At 67.8% G+C, this 21,596-nt stretch carries 20 protein-coding genes; 4 read left to right on the top strand and 16 right to left on the bottom strand.

Annotated features, from left to right (window positions below):
- The coding region (locus tag VGC18_RS01705) for a hemolysin III family protein (RefSeq protein WP_331093574.1) at positions 1-321 on the top strand (321 nt) is incomplete at its 5' end.
- A 45-nt stretch (positions 322-366) separates the two neighbouring features.
- Here VGC18_RS01705 and VGC18_RS01710 read toward each other — a convergent pair.
- The 9 genes from VGC18_RS01710 to mca form a co-directional block, all read right to left on the bottom strand.
- Positions 367-2,241 (bottom strand): alpha-amylase family glycosyl hydrolase, encoded by a 1,875-nt coding sequence (locus VGC18_RS01710; RefSeq protein ID WP_331093576.1) that lies wholly within the window; start codon positions 2,239-2,241, stop codon positions 367-369.
- 143 nt (positions 2,242-2,384) lie between these two features.
- The gene (locus VGC18_RS01715) at positions 2,385-3,407 is read right to left on the bottom strand and encodes a LacI family DNA-binding transcriptional regulator (protein WP_331093613.1); all 1,023 of its coding nucleotides are present in this window, start codon (positions 3,405-3,407) and stop codon (positions 2,385-2,387) included.
- 17 nt (positions 3,408-3,424) lie between these two features.
- The gene (locus VGC18_RS01720) at positions 3,425-4,870 is read right to left on the bottom strand and encodes a glycoside hydrolase family 13 protein (RefSeq protein ID WP_331093579.1); all 1,446 of its coding nucleotides are present in this window, start codon (positions 4,868-4,870) and stop codon (positions 3,425-3,427) included.
- A gap of 25 nt (positions 4,871-4,895) precedes the next feature.
- A complete protein-coding gene (locus VGC18_RS01725; RefSeq protein ID WP_331093581.1) occupies positions 4,896-5,720 on the bottom strand; it encodes a carbohydrate ABC transporter permease in 825 nt (274 codons plus the stop codon).
- Positions 5,717-6,658: a sugar ABC transporter permease gene (locus VGC18_RS01730; RefSeq protein WP_331093583.1), complete on the bottom strand. Its 942-nt coding sequence runs from the start codon at positions 6,656-6,658 to the stop codon at positions 5,717-5,719. Before VGC18_RS01730 ends, VGC18_RS01725 begins: the two co-directional genes overlap by 4 nt.
- A gap of 5 nt (positions 6,659-6,663) precedes the next feature.
- Positions 6,664-7,932 carry an ABC transporter substrate-binding protein gene (locus VGC18_RS01735; RefSeq protein ID WP_331093585.1) on the bottom strand — a complete coding sequence of 423 codons (1,269 nt, stop codon included), beginning with the start codon at positions 7,930-7,932 and terminating at the stop codon, positions 6,664-6,666.
- Positions 7,932-9,689, bottom strand: coding sequence for an alpha-amylase family glycosyl hydrolase (locus VGC18_RS01740; protein WP_331093587.1), 1,758 nt, complete (start codon positions 9,687-9,689; stop codon positions 7,932-7,934). Before VGC18_RS01740 ends, VGC18_RS01735 begins: the two co-directional genes overlap by 1 nt.
- A 291-nt stretch (positions 9,690-9,980) precedes the next feature.
- Positions 9,981-10,235 (bottom strand): hypothetical protein, encoded by a 255-nt coding sequence (locus tag VGC18_RS01745; protein WP_331093588.1) that lies wholly within the window; start codon positions 10,233-10,235, stop codon positions 9,981-9,983.
- Positions 10,232-11,110 carry a mycothiol conjugate amidase Mca gene (gene mca, locus VGC18_RS01750; RefSeq protein WP_331093590.1) on the bottom strand — a complete coding sequence of 293 codons (879 nt, stop codon included), beginning with the start codon at positions 11,108-11,110 and terminating at the stop codon, positions 10,232-10,234. Before mca ends, VGC18_RS01745 begins: the two co-directional genes overlap by 4 nt.
- A 59-nt stretch (positions 11,111-11,169) precedes the next feature.
- On the opposite strand from mca, the gene VGC18_RS01755 reads away from it, so the two are divergent.
- Complete coding sequence (locus VGC18_RS01755) at positions 11,170-11,616, top strand: DUF4307 domain-containing protein (RefSeq protein WP_331093593.1); 447 nt, start codon at positions 11,170-11,172, stop codon at positions 11,614-11,616.
- A 126-nt stretch (positions 11,617-11,742) separates the two neighbouring features.
- The gene (greA, locus tag VGC18_RS01760) at positions 11,743-12,234 is read left to right on the top strand and encodes a transcription elongation factor GreA (RefSeq protein ID WP_331093595.1); all 492 of its coding nucleotides are present in this window, start codon (positions 11,743-11,745) and stop codon (positions 12,232-12,234) included.
- Between the two features lie 196 nt (positions 12,235-12,430).
- Here the strand turns inward: greA and ilvA are convergent, their stop codons facing one another.
- The 6 genes from ilvA to VGC18_RS01790 are packed head-to-tail and all read right to left on the bottom strand — an operon-like array spanning position 12,431 to position 18,853.
- A complete protein-coding gene (ilvA, locus tag VGC18_RS01765) occupies positions 12,431-13,669 on the bottom strand; it encodes a threonine ammonia-lyase (protein ID WP_331093597.1) in 1,239 nt (412 codons plus the stop codon).
- Entirely contained in the window at positions 13,662-14,816 is a 1,155-nt protein-coding gene (locus VGC18_RS01770; RefSeq protein ID WP_331093599.1) for an AI-2E family transporter, read from the bottom strand. Before VGC18_RS01770 ends, ilvA begins: the two co-directional genes overlap by 8 nt.
- A 42-nt stretch (positions 14,817-14,858) precedes the next feature.
- Positions 14,859-15,914, bottom strand: coding sequence for an ABC transporter ATP-binding protein (locus VGC18_RS01775; protein WP_331093601.1), 1,056 nt, complete (start codon positions 15,912-15,914; stop codon positions 14,859-14,861).
- A 20-nt stretch (positions 15,915-15,934) separates the two neighbouring features.
- Positions 15,935-16,822 carry an ABC transporter permease gene (locus tag VGC18_RS01780; RefSeq protein ID WP_331093603.1) on the bottom strand — a complete coding sequence of 296 codons (888 nt, stop codon included), beginning with the start codon at positions 16,820-16,822 and terminating at the stop codon, positions 15,935-15,937.
- Entirely contained in the window at positions 16,819-17,739 is a 921-nt protein-coding gene (locus tag VGC18_RS01785; protein ID WP_331093605.1) for an ABC transporter permease, read from the bottom strand. The genes VGC18_RS01780 and VGC18_RS01785 overlap by 4 nt, the downstream gene beginning before the upstream one ends.
- A 10-nt stretch (positions 17,740-17,749) precedes the next feature.
- Entirely contained in the window at positions 17,750-18,853 is a 1,104-nt protein-coding gene (locus VGC18_RS01790; protein ID WP_331093607.1) for an ABC transporter substrate-binding protein, read from the bottom strand.
- 173 nt (positions 18,854-19,026) lie between these two features.
- On the opposite strand from VGC18_RS01790, the gene pbfA reads away from it, so the two are divergent.
- A complete protein-coding gene (gene pbfA / locus VGC18_RS01795; protein ID WP_331093609.1) occupies positions 19,027-20,526 on the top strand; it encodes a (R)-1-hydroxy-2-aminoethylphosphonate ammonia-lyase in 1,500 nt (499 codons plus the stop codon).
- 8 nt (positions 20,527-20,534) lie between these two features.
- On the opposite strand, the gene VGC18_RS01800 is transcribed toward pbfA, so the two are convergent.
- A partial coding sequence (locus tag VGC18_RS01800) for a TIGR03364 family FAD-dependent oxidoreductase (protein ID WP_331093611.1) occupies positions 20,535-21,596 on the bottom strand: 1,062 nt, incomplete at its 5' end.

Genomic DNA, 21,596 nt, shown 5'->3' on the forward strand with positions numbered 1-21,596 from the left:
GCCCTGCTGGGCATCGGCTTCCGGGTGTTCTGGATCGGCGCGCCGCGCTGGCTCTACGTCCCGCTCTATCTGCTCCTGGGTTACGCCTCACTGGTCTTCATCGTGGACTTCTTCCGGGCCAATCCGGTCATGATGACGCTCATCCTGGTCGGCGGCCTGTTCTACACCGTCGGGGCCGTCATCTACGGCTTCAAACGCCCGAACCCGGTCCCCGGGGTGTTCGGATTCCACGAGATCTTCCACGCGCTGACGCTCCTGGCCTTCCTCTGCCACTGGACGGGCATCTTCCTCATCGCGATCAACCCGCCGCTGACCGGCTAGCGGCGGCGCGGTCCCGGAGGAGACGGACCGCGCCCGCCGGTCACGCTAGAAGGTCGGGAACACGTCGATGGTGTCGCCGCCCGTTCCGGTGTAGTTGGCTCCCGTCGACCAGATCGCGTCGTTGATCAGCGGTTTGAACTGGAAGGTTGCGCCGTCCGGAATCCGCTCCAGCTCGAACTCCCAGACGTCGCTCGCGACGTTCCTCGCGCCGCGGCCGGCGGTCCAGGTGAACGGGTAGGTATCACCGCGGATCGCAATCGAGTTGCCGAGCCCGACGTCGTAGTGGACGCGGATCCTGGTCGTGTTGCGGGCATCCGGCGTGTACGGCGACACGGGCGTCCCCGGCGCATAGACCTTGGACTCGTGCTCGCCGAGCGAGACGGAGATCTGCTTGCCGGTCGGCCCTCCGGAAACCACGGTGACGGTGTCCCCCGTGTTCATGAGGTTGGTCAGCACCGTCCCCACCGGAAGCGAGCTCTCCGCCCGGAGCGGCACGGTGCGGGTCTGCGTGGTCCAGGAGTTGCTGGAGAGGGTGATCGCCTCGGCCCCGGTGCTGTCGACCCGACGGGAGAATCCGTACACGGAGCTGTCGGACCACATCTCCCGCTGAGTGCCCACCCGCAGCGCCGGATTCGCCGCCTTGATCGTCGTGAGCCGTTGGATGTGCCGATAGATCGGCGCGGATTCGTCGAAGCTCGTCATGTCCTTCCGGTTGTCCTTGTTGGCGATCGGCACTTCGCTCGCATTGCCATTGCCGTCGTCCGCCTGCTCCGTGCCGTAGTAGATCACCGGCACGCCCCTGCTGGTGAGCAGGAAAGTGAGCGCCGAACGCAGCCGCTGATAGTTGTCATCCGCCCACGTGAGGAACCGGGCCCTGTCGTGGTTGTCGAGGAACGTCTCCAGACGATTGGGATCTGCGTACTTGCCGTCCTGGTCGAACAGGTTGCCCAGGGCGTTCATGTCCGTGTCGGCGGCGAACGCGTCTCTCACCGTGAAGAAGTAGGGGAAGTCGAGCACACCCCACTCGTAGTTCTGGTAGTCGGACACATAGTCGACATCCCCGACGAACACCTCGCCGAAGGTGGGGACTCCCATGGCATCCTCGAAGTCGGCCAGCCACTCCTTCGGTATGGAGCGCGCAGCATCGACACGGATCCCGTCGAATCCCAGGCCCACCCAGTCCCGATACGTGTCGATGAGATGATTCGACACCGTGCTGTTCGACTGGTCCAGATCGTCGAGGCCGCCGAGATCACAGCTCTCGATCTGCGCCTGCGTCTCGGACCCGTCGAAGAGGCAATCGCCGTTGTGGTGGAAATACGACGCGTTGCCCAGCGGAGCGGCGGGCTTATAACCGCTCGGTGAATAGGTCGTCGACGTGCCCGCGAGATAGTCCGCCGTGTGGTTGGGCACGACGTCGAGGATCATCTTCAAACCCAGGCCGTGCGCGGTGTCGAGCAGTTCCTGAAGCTCCGCGGCATCCCCGAAGTGATCGTTCGGGGTCGCATAGTCCCTGGTGAAGTAGCCGTGATAGCTCGCCTCATTCCCATCCCTGGACAGCGGCTGCTGCTCGGAGACGGGAGAGATCCAGATCGCGGTCACCCCGAGATCGGCGATGTAGTCGAGCCTCTCGGTGAGACCGGCCCAGTCGCCGCCGTGATAGAAGCCGAGATCCGCCGGGTTGTACTCGCCCTGTCCGTCGTCGTTGTTCGTCGGATCGCCGTCCTCGAACCGGTCGACGAGCACCTGGTAGATCACGTCTCCCTCCGCAAGCGGGCCGGGAGAAGGAACGCTCGTCGTCGCCGCCCCGGCCGCCCCGCTTATCGGGGCGACGAGCGCGCCCGTCAGGGCCGTCACGGCGATGGTGCCGAGCAATCGGGCACATCGACGCCGGTTCCGGGGGAAGTGTGGTGATGGCATTGTCATGACCTCCTTGTCATCCATTCGCGGCAGTCGGCCTGCCGTTTCGAATCGATTAATACCGAGAGATCATCACGATGACAAGGGACTGGAAGCCCCAGCGTCTTATGCGAGATCGAGTCGCTTTTGCCACCCGTCGCTCGTCAACGAGGAGCTCCGGTGGAGTCCCTGAGCAGGAAAGCGGTGTGCAGTTCCTGTCGATGGACTCGCGGCGGTTCGGCCGCCGAGATCGACTCGACGAGGTATTCCGCGGCGAGACGGCCCTTCGTCTCGATGGGCTGGTGCACGGTGGTCAGGCCGGGCTGGGACAGTCGAGCCTCCGCGAGGTCGTCGAAGCCCGTCACGGAGACCTCGCCGGGCACCGACACGCCCAGCTCATGAGCCGCGTCGAGGACGCCGAGGGCGATGACGTCGCTGAAGCAGACGATCGCCGTCGGGCGGTCCTCTGCCGCCCACAGTTCCCGGAAGGCCCGTTCTCCGCCCGGACGGGTGCAGGCCACCTCGAGGACGTCGATCCCCTCGCTCTCGGGCGACAGCCCGGCCGTCCCGAGCGCGGCGAGCGCACCGGTCATCCGTCGCAGCACCGGCCCCCGCCAGTTCGCATGGCCACCGGCCACTCCCGTCTCGAAGGCCAGGAAGGCGAACCGGCGGTGACCGAGCGACAGCAGGTGCTCGACGAGCGTCCGCATCCCCTGTCCATCCTCGATCTCCACGGAGGAGACCTGATCGTGATGCTCGCTGTCGACGAGCACAAACGGGATGCCCCGTTGTCGCAGGGCGCTCACCTCGCCGCGATCGTATTCGAGCCCGCTCACGATGAAACCGTCCACCGCCGCGTAGGGGATGGTCTTCACCATCGAGCCGCGCAGCGGAGGGGCCAGCAGGAGGGTGAACCCCTCACGATTGCAGGTCTGCCCGATGCCCTGCAGGAACTGCGTGTAGTAGGGGTTCGCCAGCACGAGGTCCAGCTGCTGGGGCAGGAGGAGCCCCAGGCTGTTGGTGCGACGGGTCCGCAGCATCCTCGCCGCCGGATCCTGCGAGTAGCCGAGCTGCGCGGCGACCTCGAGGATGTGCCTGAGCGTCGGCTCGGACAGCTTCGAGGTGTCGTTGAAGGCGAAGGAGACCGCGGTCTTGGAGACGTTCGCCCGCTCGGCCACGTCCTGCATGGTCACGCGTCGTGCTCTCACGGCCGGGACCCGCCGACCAGCACGAGGGCGGAGCCGGGCGCGATCGAGTAGCCGGCACGCGCGTCACCGCCCGTCGAGGGCGACGAATCGAGCGCGACGGACCAGGAACGGGGATCGACGTCGGCCCCGAAAAGACGTCCGTCGAGGACGCGGTCCGGCAGGACGACGGATGCCGCGCCGCGGTTGACGGCGACGAGCGCGACTCCCGACTCCCCCGCATCCCGCAGCACGAGGGCGACCTCGTCGCCGAGCGCCGCAACGGACTGGCTGCCCCGTCGCAGGGCGACGATCCGGTGCCTGAGCGAGGTCAGGTCGGTGACCCACTCGAGGAGCTCCGTGTTCCACACGGACCGGTCCCAGGGCATGCATCCGCGGCAGCCGGGATCGTTCTCGCCCGTCATGCCAACCTCGTCTCCGTAGTAGAGCATCGGACTTCCCTGTGCCGCGAACAGCAGGGCGTACGCGAGTTTGCTCTGGGCGACATCGTCGCGGTGGCGGGTGAGGACGCGTTCGGTGTCGTGACTGCCGAGCAGGTTGAGCATGGCGGGACGCGCCCGTTCCGGGATGCGGTCGCGCAGCCGGGTCATGCCCGCCGCGAAGGCCTTGGCACCCCCCGCCGCGTCCGCCGTGAAGCCGAGCACCAGATCTCTCAGCGTGTAGTTCATGGTCCCGTCGGCCAGGTCGCCCTGCAGCCACTGCTCCGGTTCCCGCCACTCCTCCGCGACGATGTAGAGCTCCGGATCGATGTCCTTCACCGTCCTCCGGAAGCCCCGCCAGAACTCGTGGTTGATGAAGTAAGGCACGTCGAGCCGCCAGCCGTCGATCCCCTTCTGCGCCCAGTGCCGGGCGACGGCGTAATGGTGCTCGCGCACCTCCGGGTTGTAGGCGTTCCACTTGGGCAGGTAGTAGCACCCGGAGCAGGTGCGGTAGTTGGGCACCGGATGCGCACGCACCGGGAAGCCCTCGACGGAGAACCAGTTGACGTACCGCGAGCTGGCCTCGTGCTCGATCACATCGCGGAAGGCCCAGTGACCGTCACCACAATGGTTGAGGACGGCGTCGAGGACGACCCGGATGCCTCGCTCGTGGGCGGCGGCGAGGAACCGCCGGAACGATCCGTCGTCGCCCAGCCGTCCGTCGACGGAGAAGTAGTCGGTGGCGTCGTACCGGTGGTTCGTGTTCGCCTGGAAGATCGGCGTGAGATAGATGGCATTGGCGCCGACGGCGACGACGTGGTCGAGATGGTCCGTGATTCCCTTCAGATCTCCCCCAAAGAAGTTGTCCGCGGTCGGCTCGGCGCCCCAGTTCTCGACTCCCGGCGGGTCGAGGGTCGAGTCGCCGTTGGCGAACCGATCGGGGAATATCTGATAGAAGACGGCATCGGCGAGCCAGTCCGGCGCGGTCTGCTCGGACGCGGAGGCGGAAGGCGTGACGGTTGTCATGGTGTTTCTCGATTCGGTGGCGGGGTCAGTCCTTGAGCCCGGTCATGGCGATTCCCCTGACCAGTGCCCGTTGGAAGATCAGGAAGACCAGGATGCTCGGAATGGTCGCGGTGAGGGTGCCCGCCATGAGATAGTTCCACGACGTTCCGTAGCGTCCCTGGAAGGCCGAGAGACCGATCTGGATCGTCCGCAGCTCGTCGGAATTGGTCACAAGCAGCGGCCAGAGGAAGTCGTTCCAGGCGAACAGGAAGCTGAAGATCGCCAGGGTCGCGAACGCCGGCCTCGAGAGTGGGACGATGATGCGCAGGAAGGTGCCGACCCTGCTGCATCCATCGATGCGCGCCGCCTCCTCCAGCTCCACGGGAATCGTCGAGAAGAACTGGCGCAGCAGGATCACCCCGAACACATCGGCCAGCCTGGGCACGATCAGCCCGGCGTAACTGTCGATCCAGCCGAGCGATGCCGTGAGCGAATACGCCGGGATGACCGTGACGAAGGTCGGGACGATGAGGGCGGCCAGCAGCAGGACGAAGATCGTGTTCTTGAACGGGAATCTCAGGCGGGCGAAGGCGTACGCGGCGAGCGCGTCGAGCACCAGATGTCCGCAGACAATCCCGGCCGTCATGACCAGGCTGTTGAGGTAGTAGCGGCCGAACGGTGCCGCCTGCCAGGCGTGGACGAAGTTCTCCCAGTGCCAGGAGGTCGGCAGCAGCGAGGCGTTTGTGTAGTTCTCCGCACGCGTCTGCAGCGCCGTCGTCAGCATCCACAGGAACGGGCCGACCACCAGCAGCGCTCCCAGGATGAGCACGGCGTGCCGGGCGAGGGCGACCGCGGTGGTGCGTCTCATCATCGATCCGCCCTTCCCGACCCGGAGACGCGCCATTGGACGAGGGAGACGCCGAGCACGAGGAACAGCGTCACGAAGGCGATCGCGGAGCCGTACCCGAAGTCGCTCAGCCGGAAGGCGGTGCGGTACATGAACATCCCGAGCACCTCGGTGCCGCCGGACGGACCTCCCCCGGTCAGCACGTACACGAGATCGAAGGCCTGGAAGCTCGTGATGAGCGCCTGGATGACCACGAAGAAGGTCATCGGACGCAGCAGCGGCACGGTCAGGTACCGCAGCCGCTGCGAGAAGCCGGCGCCGTCCATGCTCGCGGCCTCGAAGACCCCGGAGGGGAGCGCCTGCATCGCCGTCAGGTAGAGGATGGCGTTGAAACCGACGTTCTTCCACACCGTCAGGAGCGTGAGCGCCCCCAGCGCGAGCCAGCGCTCACCGAGCCAGTCCGGGCCGTCGATGCCCAGGCGGCCGAGCAGCGCGTTGACCAGCCCGGAGGGATCGAGCAGGTACCGCCAGACGATGGCCGCGGCGACGGAGGAGGTCACGGCAGGCAGGAAGTAGATGCCCCGGTAGAGACCACGACCGCGCAGAGGAGCGTCGAGCAGGAGCGCAACGGTCATCCCGGAGCCGACGCTGAGCACACAGACGCCGAGCGCGTAGACCGAGGTGACCAGCAACGAGTTCCAGAACTCGGGGTCATGCACCAGCCGGACGTAATTGGCCGCGCCGACGAACGGCATCTCGGCCGAGAAGCCGTTCCACGAGGTGAGGCTGGTGTAGACGGCCGAGCAGATCGGGTAGAAGACGAAGACCCCCAGGACCACGATCGCGGGCAGGAGGAAGGCGTATGCGGTGACGACGTCCTCACGGCGGTAACGCTCCGAGACGGGACGGAACCGCCCGCCCCGGCGAAGGGGGCGGGCGATCGTCCGTGTCTGCACTGACACCGTGGTCAGTTTCCCGAGAGGACGTTGTTGACGGCGGCCTCGGCCGCATCCAGCCCGTCGCTCACCGAGGCCTGCCCGGCGAGCACCTTCTCGATCTGCTGTGCGAAGGCGTTGGACGCCTTCGGGTACAGGGCCGTGTTCGGCCGCGCCTTGGCGTCGGCCATCTGCTCGACGTAGGGACGCAGCAGCGGCTGATGGTCGTCGACCCAGGAGAGGTAGGCCTGGCTCGTGGCGACGGTGTTCGTCACGGGCAGCATGCCGGTCGCCTCGCTCCAGCTGGTGACCTGCTTCGGCTTGAGGAACCAGGCGAGGAAGTCACCCGCCGCCGTGGTCTGGGCGGCCTTGCCCTGGAACACCATCGCCTGCTCGCCACCGAGGTTGGTGGCCGGCTTGCCGTCCGAGGGGTATGGCACCGTCGCCGAGGCGAAGGGGAACGGCGGGTCGTTGGCCCAGATCCCCACCATCCAGGAGCCCTCCTGGGCCGAGGCCGCCTTGCCCTTCTCGAATTCTCCGAAGGGCGCGAAGGGGCTGACACCGTCCTTGATGAGGTCGACCCAGTACTGGAGGGCCTTCTTGCCCGCGGCCGTGTTGAACGCCGCCTTCGTGTTGTCCTCGGTGAGGAACTCGCCTCCCGCCTGCCAGAGGTTGACCTGGAAGTCCCAGGTGAGCCCCTCGCCGCCGTCGGCCGCCTGGGTGTACAGCTCGTACCCCGGTTTGCCGGTCTTCTCCAGGATCGTCTTGCCGTCGGCGATGAGCTCGTCCCAGGTGGTCGGCGGCTTCGAGGGATCCAAGCCCGCCTGGCTGAACAGGTCGGTGTTATAGAGGAACCCGAGGTTGTTCGCCGAGACGGGCACGGAGACCTGCTTGCCGTCCAGCGATCCGTATGAGGTCAGCGCCGGATTGATATCGGACAGGGTCGAGGACGGGATGCTCGCGCTCAGGTCGGCGAGGGTTCCTATCTGGGCGATCTGCGGCACCCAGATCAGGTCGCCGATGACCATCGTCGGAAGCGTCTTCGACCGTGCGGCGGCCTGGACCTTCGTGAGGAAGTCGGCGTTCGGCACATTGACCGGCTTGATGGTGACATCCGGATGGCTGGCGTTGTAGTCCTTCACCATCGAGTCGAAGGTGTCGGCGTTGGTGCCGTCCCAGTAGTGCCAGACGGTGACCTCCGTCGTGCTCTCCGCAGCCCCGCCGCCGGCGCAGCCGCTCAGGGCGAGCGCCGCCGCCGAAGCGGCCGCCGCCAGCACGATCCATTTTCTGCTGTGATGCATCATTGCTCCTCAGTGATCGAGACCGGTGTCCGGTCTGTGGTTCCAGCGGTTTCACGGTCGGCGATGACCGCGTCCCTCTGGCGTGTGGGGACGACGTCGTCCGTGGGGACCCCCGCGAACCACACCGCCGAATCGGGATCGATGCTCCCGGCATCCGCCCCCTGGCTGGAGGCCTGGACGAGATCGAGCTGCCAGCTCCGCGGAAGAGCCGCCGCCTCGTCGCCGAGGTTCACGACGCAGGTCCCGCCGCCGCGGGAGAAGGCGAGCACCCCGGCCGAACCGGTTTCGTGCCAGCGCAGCTCGGTGCCCCGGCCGAAGACGGCGCTCCTTCGAGCGATCGCCTCGCGGTAGAGCGCGAGCACGGAGCCGGGATCCCCCGCCTGAACGTCGACGGCCAGCTCGCCGAACCACGTCGGCTGAGGCAGCCAGGGATCGGCGGACTCCGGTCCGCTGAATCCGAAAAAGGGAACGCCGCGGTTCCAGGGCAGAGGGACGCGGCATCCGTCCCGTCCAAGCTCCGCGCCGTCGGAACGCAGCCAGATCGGGTCCTGCCGCGAATCATCCGGGAGGTCGAAGACCTCCGGGAGACCGAGCTCCTCGCCCTGATAGAGATAGACCGTGCCCGGCAGCGCGAGGAGCAGCAGTGCTGCGGCCCTGGCCCGGCGGATGCCGAGCGACAGCGAGACCTCGCCCGAACGCCGTGCCGCGGCGATCATGTCGCTTGGGGACGGCTCATCGAGTTCCTGACGCTGGCCATAGCGGGTGACGGCCCGATGCACGTCGTGGTTGTTCAGCGTCCAGGCGGCCGGCGTGCCCGTCCGGGCGGACTGGGCACGGGTCCGCTCGATGGCACCGCGCATCCGGGCGGCGTCCCAGGGCTGCACGAGGAGATCGAAGCTGAACGCCTGATGGAGCTCGTCCGGAGCGAGGTAGTTCGCCAGGCGATCGACACCGGGGACCCAGATCTCTCCGACGAAGTACTTGGGCTCCGCCCGGTAGCCATCGGCGATGTGCCGCCAGCCACGGTAGATGTCATGCACCTCCGGCCGGTCCCACATCGCGGCGTTGTGGCCTCCGGTCCCGTCGTCCGCCCCCGGCCAGTCGGGGAGCGCGACGTCCTTGATCAGGCCATGGGCGACATCGATCCGGAACCCGTCCACTCCCAGGTCGAACCAGTGGGTGAGGACGCGCTCGAAATACTCGACGACGTCGGGGTTCCTCCAGTCGAAGTCGGGCTGACCGGCGTCGAAGGAGTGCAGGTACCACTGGCCAGGCTCTCCATCCGGCTCGACGATCCGCGCCCACGCCGGGCCTCCGAAGACGCTCTGCCAGTTGTTGGGCGGGAGCGAGCCACCCGGCCCCCGTCCATCGCGGAACAGGAACCGTGCTCGTTCCGGACCCCCGCGACGGCCGGCAAGCGCGGCCTGGAACCACTCGTGCTGGTCGGAGCAGTGGTTGGCGACCATGTCCATGAGCAACCGCATTCCCCGCCGATGCGCCCCGTCGATGAGGGCGGTCAGATCCCTCAGGCTGCCGTAGGCCGGGTCGATCTCGAAATAGTCGGAGATGTCGTACCCGTGGTCCCGCTGCGGCGAGACATAACAGGGATTCAGCCACAGGGCATCCACCCCCAGGTCGGACAGGTAGTCGAGGCGCCCCGCGAGACCGGCCAGATCGCCGATTCCGTCTCCGCTGGCATCCGCGAAGGACCGGACATAGACCTGGTAGATCACGGCGTCTTGCCACCACTCGCTCACCCGATGCTCCCTTACGAAGGATGAAGTTGTCTTTTACTAAATCGATAAAATCATGGTTATATGCCTGAGGTCAATAGACACTTTTATTCGTCACCGTATTTCCGGTGTCGGCGCTCAGTCCGACGACAACGAGGCACCACAGGAATAGCGCAGGCGCGGACAGCGCTCGCCGGTGTTCGGCGGGAACGGTGGATAACCGGGCCTGTGGATGGGCGCCATCAGGGCGCCACGACGGGAGCCGCCGCGGAAAGGGAACCGCCTGCCCCCGGAACGGGAGCAGGCGGCGACCAGCTAGGAGTTGGTCGTCTCGTCCTTCGCGCGCTCGGCGGCCAGTCGCTCGGCCTCGAGCTGCTCGCGGATCTCACCGCGATAGCGCACCCGGCGCACCCTGCGCACCAGATCGATGCAGAGCAGCAGGACCAGAACGGCCACCCCGAAGGTGATGAGGAAGCCGACCCAGCCGGGGGTGACGGAGTTCTCGTCGAAGTTCGGCTGGGGTGTCGGGGTGGCCGCCAGCCGGACGATGGCGAACTCGATGGGGCTCATGCGATGGCTTCGTGGTCGTCGACGATCCCCGCGAAGAGGTCGGTCTCTGGTAGTTCGGTCTCCACGAGCGAACTCGCGAGCTGAAAGTCCTCGTACGGCCAGGCGGCCTGCTGCAGGTCGTTCGGCCAGAAGAAGAAGGCGCTGTCGGGAGGGACCTGGCTGGCGTGCGAGCGAAGGGCCTCGTCGCGCAGGTCGAGGAAGTCGCCGACCGGGACGTGGGTGGTCGCCAGATCCGGCATGGTGCTCGCCCATACCCTGGTCTCGGTGATGCGTTCGAGCAGCGCGGACTCCGGATCGGCCTCCAGCAGGGCCTGGTACATCGCCTCCATCCGCGGACGGTTGAAGATCCGGTCGTAGTACACCTTGGTGACCCGCCACGGCGCGCCGGCCGCCGGGTATCTCTCTGGATCCGCCGCCGCCTCCAGCGCGTACATCGACAGCTCGTGGCTGCGGATGTGGTCAGGATGCGGGTAGCCGCCGTTCTCGTCGTAGGTCACGAGCACCTGCGGACGGAACTCCCGGATGACCGCGACGAGAGGCTCCGCGGCGATCCCGAGCGGGACCTGCGCGAAGCATCCGAATGGAAGGGGCTCGTCGTTCTCCGGCAACCCGGAGTCAACATAGCCGAGCCAGCGGTGCTGGAACCCGATGACCCGCTGCGCCCGAGCCATCTCGATGCGTCGCAGCCCGGCCATGTCCCGCTCCGCCATCGGCAGGCGCTCGAGCGCGGGGTTCTGCACGTCGCCGCGCTCCCCGCCCGTGCAGCTGACCACCATGACCTCGTCGCCTCGGGATCGGTAGTAGGCGTAGGTCGCCGCGCCCTTGCTCGACTCGTCGTCGGGATGGGCGTGCACGGCCAGCAGGCGCAGTGTCACCGAACTCCTCAGGTCTAGCGGATAACCTTGGTCTACCAGACTAAGCGCAGGGACCATTCATGATCGCCATCGATGAGACCGACCTCGCGGCCGGGCCGCCGTCGGACCCCGAGAGTCCCACCCTCGCCGCCCGCTACGGGCGCACGCCAGCCAAGCGGCGGCGCGACCGCTGGATCTACATCATCGGCGGCATCGTCGCCGCGATCGTCGTGGTGACCTGGGTGCTGTGGGCCGGGCTCGACCAGGCCGGCGGCAACCTCGACGCCGAGGACACCGGCCATGTGATCATGGGCGACCGGGCGGTGAGCATCAGCTATCAGGTCTCGATGCCGGTGGGCAGCACCGCCGAGTGCGCCCTCCAGGTGCAGAACGAGGCCCACGGGATCGTGGGCTGGCGTGTCGTCAGGATACCGGCGGCCACCGAGTTCACCACCTCGCACACCACCACGGTCAGAAGCTCCGAGCAGGCTGTGACCGGCTTGATCTACCGCTGTTGGCTGACCTAAACTGAGGTATTGATCAGAGACCGGCCGCGTGGCCGGTCTCATTTGTTTATCCCCTCCCGGTCGTCCGGCGCCGCCGCTCAGAAGCGCGACTGCCGCACCACCGGTCGTCCATCGCAAGGAGCGCATGTGTCCAACGAGACAACCGAAACCTGGCTCACCCAGGAAGCGTTCGACCGCCGAAGCGCGGAGCTCGAGCAGCTGTCGAACGAGGGCCGCATCGAGATCGCCAAGAAGATCGAGGCAGCCCGCGAAGAAGGCGACCTGAAGGAGAACGGCGGATACCACGCCGCCAAGGAGGAGCAGGGCAAGATCGAGGCGCGCATCCGCGTGCTGACCGAGCTGCTGCGGCACGCCAAGGTCGGCGACGCCCCCGCGAGCACCGGCGTCGTGCAGTCCGGAACGGTCGTGACCGCACGCATCCTCGGCGACGAGAGCGTGTTCCTCCTCGGCAGCCGCGAGATCGTCGGCGAGGACAGCGACCTGAACGTCTACAGCGAGGGCAGCCCGCTCGGCACCGCCATTCTCGGCCACGGCGTCGGGGAGACCGTCACCTACACGGCACCCAACGGCAAGCAGATCACGGTCGAGATCGACAAGGTCGAGACCTACCTGCCCTGAGCCCCTGCGCGGTCGCCCTCCGCCCCCGTCGTTTTCGGTGCATAACTCCTGCACTTTCTCGTCGACCGACGTCCGCGGGCCGGGATTCCGGCCCATGGCATGCGGAGGCGGACGGAACTGCAGGAGTTATGAACGCGGGCGCCGGGTCTCCACAGCCTCGAAGCGGCGCGGTTTCGGGGCGGCGCGGCTGCGTGCCTCAGAAGTCGATCCTCGGCTCGTAACCGGCCTCGATCAGGTGTCCGAGCACCCGCTGCACGTGCTCTGGGCCACGGGTCTCGACGCTGAGCTCGATCTCCACGTCGCTGATGAGCGCGTTGCGTCCGTGCCGGGTGTGCAACACCTCGACGACGTTCGCGTTCGCCTCCGAGATCAGTTCGGCGACCCTCGCCAGCTGGCCGGGCCGGTCGGGAAGGGTCAGCCGCAGCTTGAGGTAGCGGTCGGAGGCCGCAAGTCCCCGGGAGATGACGCGCTCCATCACGAGGGGATCGATGTTGCCGCCGCTGAGGATGGCGACGGTCGTCCCGGCGTTCTTCACCTGACCGGTGAGGATGGCCGCCACCGAGACCGCGCCGGCGGGCTCCACGACCAGCTTCGCCCGCTCGAGCAGCACGAGCAGCGCGCGCGCGATGTCGTCATCGGTGACGGTGACGATCTCATCGACGGCGTTCCTGATGATGTCGAAGTTGAGGATGCCCGGCTTGCTGACCGCGATGCCGTCGGCGATGGTGGGCGAGATGGCGATCTCCGTGGACACGCCGTTGCGCAGCGAGATCGGGTACGGCGCCGCATTCGCCGCCTGCACCCCGACGATCCGGACCGAGCGGCCTTCGCGGGCGAACCGCTGCTTGAGCGCACTGGCGACGCCGGAGATCAGCCCGCCGCCGCCGATGGGGACGATGACCGTGTCGAGGTCGGGGACCTGATCGAGGATCTCGAGCCCGAGCGTGCCCTGGCCCGCCACGATGTCGGCGTGGTCGAAGGGCGGGATGAGCACGGCGCCGGTGGAGAGGGCGAACTCCGCGGCGGCCCTGAGCGGCTCGTCGACGGTATGCCCGCGCAGCACGACCTCTGCCCCGTAGTTGCGGGTGGCCTGCAGCTTGGGCAGGGCGACGCCGACCGGCATGAAGATCGTGGCGGCGATGCCGAGCTCCCTCGCCGCGAAGGCCACCCCCTGCGCGTGGTTGCCCGCGGAGGCGGCGACGACGCCCCGCGCCCTCTCCTCCTCCGTGAGGCGGACCAGACGGTTGTATGCGCCGCGGATCTTGTACGAGCCCGTGCGCTGGAGGTTCTCGCACTTGAGATAGACGGGCGAGCCGAGCTGCTCGGCGAGGTAGCCGGAGCTCTCCATGGGGGTGATCGCGGCCACCCGGGACACGACGAGGCGTGCCTGCTCGAACTCGGTCAGGGTGGGGCCGGCCAGGACGGTCTCAGGCATCGTGCGGGACATCCTTCAGGGTCGGGTCACGGTGAGCGTGCCACTTGCCACTCGCGACGTAGGTGATCATCACGTTGAGGGTCGCCACGACGGGGACGGCGAAGAGCGCTCCGGGGATCCCGGCGAGGAACCCTCCCGCCGCGACGGCGAAGACGACGGCGAGCGGGTGCACCTTGACCGCACCGCCCATCACGAGGGGCTGCAGGATGTGGCCCTCGACCTGCTGCACGACGATCACCACGCCGAGCATGAGGAGGGCGGCGAAGGGGTTGAGGTACACGAGGGCGACGAACACGGCGAGCACTCCGGTGAGCACGGCGCCGATGACCGGGATGAACGACCCGAGGAAGACCGCGATCGCGATCGGGATGACGAGCGGGAAGCCGCCGAAGAACAGGCCGACGATGTAGGCGCCGAGCCCGATGCCCACGGCATCGATGAGGGCGACGAGAATCTGCACCTTGACGAAGCTGGTGAGGGTGAGCCAGCCGGCCTGGCCCGCGCCGTCGATGGCGGGACGCGCGTTGCGCGGGAACACCCGAACCACCCAGTGCCAGATGCCCTTGCCGTCGATGAGCATGAACAGGGTCGCGAAGAGCACCAGCAGCAGGCCGGTGAGGAAGTGTCCGGCAGACGATCCCACCGAGACCACGCCGGAGAAGAGCTGCTGGCTGTCCTTCTGGATCGCCGTCCACGCCTGGCCCAGATAGCCGTTGATGTCGGACTCGGTCAGATGGAGCGGGGACTGCAGCAGGTAGTCCTTGAAGTCGTTGTAGGCCTGGATGCTCTGCTTCTGCAGATCGGGGAAGCCGCTGCGGACCTGGAACACCACGAGGACGACGAGCCCGCCGACGACCGCGAGCAGACCGACCTCCGCGAGGGCCACGGCCAGCCACTTCGGCCAGCGATGGCGCTGCAGGAACTGGACGAACGGCACCAGGAGCGCGGCCAGCAGCAGGGCGATCATGAAGGGGACGACGATGTCGCGCAGTTGCGTGATGAGGAATATGAACAGCGCGACGACGCCGGCGATCGCGAGGATCCGCCACGACCAAGCCCCGGCGATGCGCATGCCGGGAGGGAGGGACTCCTCCGCGCCGTGGCGAGTCTGCTCGATCGGTGGCGCTTTCCGTCGTGTGAGGGTCACACGGTCAGTCTACGGCCGGCATTATGCGGATTGCGGAATGTCTCAGCCAACCCGCGAGCTGACCGCGACGGGGCGGCCGGTGAGTTCCAGATGCACCTGCTCGCCGGTGAGCGGCCGCGTGCGCACGTCGTGCTGGACGAACAGCAGCGTGCCGTCCTCGAGCCGCACCTGGGTGCGGCGCAGCGAGCCGAGGAAACTCGAGACGACCACCGTCGCCGGGATGCCGCGTTCGGCGAAGACGATGTCCTCCGGACGGATGAAGGCCGTCACGTCCCCGTCCGCCGGCCCGGTCCCCAGCAGCGGCAGATCGGTGCCGAGCACCCGGACCGACTCTCCGACGAGCCGGCCGTCGATGGGATTGCTGAGCCCGACGAAGGTCGCGACGAAGGAGGTGGCCGGCTGCGTGTACAGGTCCTCCGGGGTACCGACCTGCTCGATGTTGCCCTCGCGCATGACGGCGACCCGGTCGGCGACGGCGAGCGCCTCCTCCTGATCGTGGGTCACGAACAGCGTCGTGATGCCGAGGTCGGTCTGGATGCGCCGGATCTCGTCGCGCAGCTGCACTCGCACCTTCGCATCCAGCGCGGAGAGCGGCTCGTCGAGAAGGAGCACCCTGGGGCGGGTGACCAGTGCGCGGGCGAGGGCGACCCGCTGCTGCTGACCACCGGAGAGCTGATGGGCGTAGCGGGCACCGAGGTGGCCGAGGCCGACCATGTCGAGGGCCTCAGCGGCACGGGCGCGACGACTGGTCGCATCCACCTTGCGCATCTGCAAGCCGAACTCCACGTTCTGCATGACCGTCATGTGCGGGAAGAGCGAGTAGGCCTGGAACACCATGCCGATGTCGCGCTTATTGACCGGAACGTAGGAGACGTCCCGTCCATCGATCGTGATGCGACCGTCCGAGATCGACTCGAGGCCGGACAGCGCGCGCAGCACCGTCGTCTTACCGCAGCCAGAGGGGCCGAGCAGCGCGATGAACTCCCCGGGGGCCATCGACAGGTTGACGCCGGTGAGGGCGCGGTGGCCCGCGTAGTCCTTCACGACGTTCGTGAGTTCGACGGTCGCGCCTTCGCGTACTGCCTCTGCGGTGTTCATGGGCGTCCTTGTCGTGACTGTCATGCTGACCTCCGGTTGCTGCGGCCGCCGCTGCCGAGGCGGCCGATGAGAAGAAGAAGAACGAAGACGAACACCAGCGCGAAGACCGAGAAGATCACCGCGACGTACGGATCCGTGTGCTGGATGAGGACGAGCGCGGTTTGGAAGGTGTTCTGGCTGAGGAAGGAGGCGATGGTGTACTCCCCGAGCACCACGGCGATGGTGATGAAGCAGGAGGCGAGGATGCCCCGGCGCAGGTTCGGCAGGATGATCCGCCACAGCACGTTGCCCCAGCCTGCGCCGAGCGAGCGGCTCGCCTCGCTGAGGATGGTCACCTCGACCGCGGCCAGGTTGGCGGCGATCGGGCGGTAGGCGTACGGCAGCACGATGATGCCCACCGCGAAGGCGAGCGTCCAGGGATAGCTGCCGAAGATGCTCGCCACCACGGAGTAGACCGGGACGAAGCCGACGACGAGCACGATCGAGGGGATCGTGATCGGGATGATGCAGATGAACTCGAGCACCCGCCGGAGCTTCGGGAACTTGAGCTCCACGAAGATCATGGTCGGCAGGAGCAGCACGAGCACGATGGCGACGGTGATCGCGCAGATGCCCAGGGAGTTGACGATGCCCTGGAACAGCACGCTGTAGGTGCCGGAGTTCGCCGGGTTGAAGACGGCCACGAAGTGCTCGAAGCCGTAGGACTGCGCCCCGTTCACCCGCTGACCGACCCTGAGGGAGAACTCCACCATGGCGAAGATCGGCACGAGGAAGACGATCCCGACGATCACGAGGATGGTCGTGCGGGTCGCCCTCGACGGCTCTGCGGCGAAGCTGCGCGGTCCGACCAGGCGACCGGACGGCTTCGGTGCGAGGAGGTCGGTGGTCGTCGCGTTGGCAACCGTCATCGCTGCCACCTCGAAGCGCGTCGCTGGAGCGCCGCGTACGCGGACATGAGCACGATCATGACGACCACCATTCCGAGGGCGAGCACACCGGCGACGTTGGCGACGCCGACGACCGTCTCGCTCGTGAGCTGCTGCTTGATCGCGGTCGGGATGATGACCGGCCGCGAGATGAGTGCCGCCGCCGTCGCGTAGGACGAGAACGAGTTGGCGAAGAGCAGGATGAGGCTGCCGAAGAAGGCGGGGGCGAGGATCGGCATTCCGATCCGGGTCCAGTAGGTGTACCGGGTACCGCCGAGCGTCGCGCTCGCCTCGGCCCAGGTGGTCTTGAGTCCCTCCATGGCCGGCATGAAGGTGAGCACCATGAGCGGGATCTGGAAGTACATGTAGACGACGGTGAGGCCGGCGACCTGGTAGATGAGCGGGCCGTCGTTGCCGAAGTTGGTGAGCGGGTTGTCGATCCAGCCGAGGGAGATCAGCCACTGGGTGATAAAGCCGTTGACCCCGATCGTGGCGATGAAGGCGAAGGCGAGCATGACGCCGCCGAACTGGGCGAGCACGCTGCTGGCCGAGTCGATGGTCGTGCGCAGGAAGCCGTCTGGCCTGGTGCCGAGCAGGGCGAAGCAGATCACCGCGCCGACGACCGCACCGACGACCGCGGTGAGCAGCGAGATCCAGATCGAGGCGAAGAACTCCTGCAGGATGCTCGGGTCGGCGAAGGCGGCCAGGTTGGCGAAGGTGAAGTGGCCCGCGTTGTCGAAGAACCCGCTGCCGACGGCGAGCACGGCGGGAATCGCCAGGAACAACAACACGTAGGCGGCGAACGGCAGCAGACCGACCCAAACCACGCTGCGGCGCCGGGGAGTGACCCCGGCGCCGCGCGTGGTGGTGGCCGGCACAGCCTGTGCTGCGACAGTCATCATGACCTGATTAGCCGACCGCGGATGCCCACTTGGCGGTGAGCAGGGTCGCGGCCTTGGTGGCCTGGTCGGCGGTCAGCTGCACGAAGTTCTTCGGTGCGGCTCCGACGGTGGCGAGCACCTTGGTGTCGACCGTCTTGTTGGCTTCCATCGCCGTCAGCGTCGCCGGGTAGGCGCCGGATGCGAGGTACAGGTTCTGCACCTCCGGGCTGTAGATCCACTCCTCCCAGAGGCGGGCGGCGGCCGGGTGCGGCGCGTCGATGTTGATGGCCTGGTTGTAGTAGCTGCCGAGCGCCGTTCCGGGGAGGACAACAGTCTTGAAGTTGGCGTTGCCGGCGGATCCGCCCGCGGCGCCCCAGGCGAGGTTGTTGTAGCTCCACTGGATGACCACCGGCGTCTCACCCGAGGCGACGGTCGCCTGGGTGGGCGTGACCGCGAGGAAGTTGCCCGCCTGCTTCAGCTTGCCGAAGAAGTCGATGCCGGGCTGGATGTCATCGGCCGAGCCACCGCTCTGCAGCGCGGCCAGGTAGACGGCGCTCGCGGCCTCGTTGGCCTGGGTCGGGTCGCCCTTGATGGCGACCTTGCCCTTGTAGTCGGCACCGAGCAGGTCGCCGATCTTCTTCGGCGCCGTCTTGATGACGCTCGAGTCGTAGCCGACCGACATGAGGCCGGTGTAGTCGTAGTACCACTTGCCGTCGGCGTCCTTGAAGTCGGACGGGATGTCCGCCCAGTTCTTGACCTTGTACGGCGCCAGCAGGTCGAGGTTCTGCTGCAGGACGGCGGTCCCGAGGTCGAAGACGTCGGGGGCTGTCGTCTGGCCCTTCTGCGCCTTGGCGGCGGAGACCTCGTCGGCGCTGGAGCCATCGGGGTTGGCCGAGTTGATCTTGATCTTCGGGTACTTTTTCTCGAAGCCCTCGATGATCTTGCCGTAGTTGGCCCACGACGGGGGAAGGGTGATGACGTTGAGCTGCCCCTCCTTGTTGGCCGCGGCCACGAGGTCGGACAGGCCGCCGAAGTCGGCCGCGCTGGTGGCGGTCTTGGCGTCGACGGAGCCGGAGCTCGAGTCGGACGCCGGGGTGCTCGTGCCTGCGCACGCGCTGAGCGAAATCGCCACGGCGACCACTGCTGCGGCGCCTGCGATTGAACGCTTGCTGATCAAAGTGTCCTCCAGAAGGTCGTTGCGGCCGTTCGCGCTGTGGGGCGAACCGACGGATACCGAAATCGACCTTCTGGGATAGTCCTTCCACTCCGTAAAGCACTGGGTGCACTTGGGTGAACATTCGGCGAATGCGGGCGGTCCAGTCGTCGGAATTCTCCGCCAACGGTCTCGACCCCGCGCTGTTCTTCTCCGTGGTGTACATTCGCGCCCGACCGGCGGCAGGGGAAGAGACGACGATGGGCGCAGACGAGACGCGGGGACCCGACGGACCCGCGCAGAGCGAGAGCGACACCAACACGGGCGGCCTCCGCGGCGCCTGGGCGGCCGGGCGATCCGTCGTAGATCGGGCGGTGCTCGACCGCGACTCCCGCAGCTATCTCAGGCAGGCCGTCTCCACCCCGTGCCTGACGAGCATCGTCGGGGCAGAGGGCGTGCACCTCATCGGGGCGGACGGCGCCCGCTACCTCGATTTCCACGGCAACTCTGCGCACCAGATCGGCTACGGGCATCCGCGCCTCGTGGATGCCCTCACCCGCCAGCTCCGCGAGCTGCCCTTCGTGCCCAGGCGGTTCACGAGCGAGATCAGCGTGAGCTTCGCGGAGAAGCTCGTGGAGGTCACCCCCGCCGGCCTCGATCGGGTGCTGCTGACCACCGGGGGCTCCGACGCGATCGAGGTCGCCCTCAAGCTCGCTCGGGCTGCGACGGGGCGCTTCAAGACCCTGTCGTTCTGGGAGTCGTTCCACGGTGCGGGATTCGGCGCCGCGAGCGTCGGCGGCGAACAGCTCTTCCGCACCGGCCCCATCGGCCCGCTCCTGACCGGCGCGGAGCACGTGCCGCCGATCGGCTGCTTCCGGGATCGTTTCGGCGCGGGTCACCGCTTCGACGAGCCGCACACCGCCGACTGCGGCAGGTCCCTCGCCGAGCTCGTCGACTATACCCTTCGGGTCCAGGGGGACGTCGCCGCAGTGATCGCCGAGCCCATGCGCGCCGTGCCGGAGATGGCGGCGCCGGGGTTCTGGCAGGCCGTGCGCCGCAGTTGCGATGCCACGGGGACCCTCCTGATCTTCGACGAGATACCCACGGGTCTCGGACGCACGGGACGGATGTTCTCCTCGGAGCACGAGGGCGTCACCCCGGACATCCTGGTCCTCGGCAAGGGGCTCGGCGGCGGTGTCGTCCCGGTCGCCGCGGTCGTCGCCCGTGAGGAGCTCGACGTCGGCGAGGCCTGGGCCTTCGGCCACTACACCCACGAGAAGAACCCGCTCATGGCCAGGGCCGGCCTCACCACGCTGCAGATCATCGAGGACGAGGGCCTCGTCGCCCGGTCGGCGGAACTCGGCGCCATCGCCCTGGCCAGATCCGCCGCGCTCGCGGAGCGGTTCGGGGCGATCGGCGACGTCCGCGGACGCGGGCTGATGGTGGGCATCGAGCTGGTCAGGGACGATGGCAGGACGGCGGACCCGGCGCTGGCGGAGGCGGTGCTCTACGGATGCCTGCGCCGGGGGCTGAGCTTCAAGACGACGATGGGCAACGTGCTGACGCTGACCCCGCCGCTCGTCGTCTCCGAGGCGGAGCTGGACGAGGCCTTCAACATCGTCGAGGCGAGCCTCGCGGAGGCCATCGGCTGAGGTCCGGCTCAGCCGAGTCGCGCGAGCACGGAGCGCGCGAGGCCGAAGGAGATCGTCATGCCGACGCCGGAGGTCACCGAGACCGCCGTCACCCCCGGCAGGACCTCCTCGACGAGGAACGGATGCTCTGGGCTCGACGCGTAGACGCCCTGCCACCGCTCGATCACCCGCAACGACCCGAGACCGAGCACCTCGCCGACCCTGGCGAGCAGGGCCTCGGACGTCCCCTCGTCCAGGAAGGGGTCCATGGTGGGCCCGTACCGGTGGCTGTCGCCGACGAGAAGCGTGCCGTCCGGCCGCTGGGTGACCATGACGTTGGCGCCCAGCCGCACGAGCTCCGGATCCTCCGCGGCCAGTCTGGTCCGGAGGGCCGCCGCGGCCGCCGTCTCCGTGAAGGCCGGATACCTGAGCATGGAGGTGCCGGTGAGCACCGCGGGCGAGATGGATCGGGCACCGGGGGCGGCGACCCTGACCATCTGCAGGCCGCAGCGCTCGACCCCGTGCTCCTCGGCGAGCTCCGGATAGAGGTAATCGAGGTCGTGGCCGACGCAGACGATGGTGTGCGAGGTCCGGACGCTGCCCCGGGAGGTGGTCGCCGTCCCGCCGTCCTGCCCGAGGTAGGAGGTGCGCCAGAGGAACCGCACCCCCTGCTCGGCGAGCCAGGCGGCGAGCGAGCCGACGGCCTCGCGCGGGTCCACCCGCAGGTCGTCGCGAAGCACCGCTCCTCCGACGACGGCCGGATCGCCGGAGGACAGTCGGTCGCGGACGTCGTCCGCGCCGATCAGCCGCACCTGGCCGGTCTCTCGGCCCGCGGAGAGCTCGTCGAGCACATCGAGCTCCTCCGGATTCCTGGCGACCGCGAGCGCCCCCGACCGCACCGAGAAGAATCCGGCTGCCGCACTGTGGTGCAGCCAGCGCTCACGCGCCGCCTGCGCGAGCTCGAGCAGCTCCCCGGACTGGGCGGTGATGCAGCAGTGGCCGAAGTTGCGGACGGACGCGCCGACCGCCCTGCTGTCGCGGTCGATGACCGTCACCGTGAGGCCGAGTGCCACCGCCTCGGCGGCATGGGC

It is taken from the genome of Lacisediminihabitans sp., from assembly GCF_036404185.1.
GTDB lineage: Bacteria > Actinomycetota > Actinomycetes > Actinomycetales > Microbacteriaceae > Lacisediminihabitans.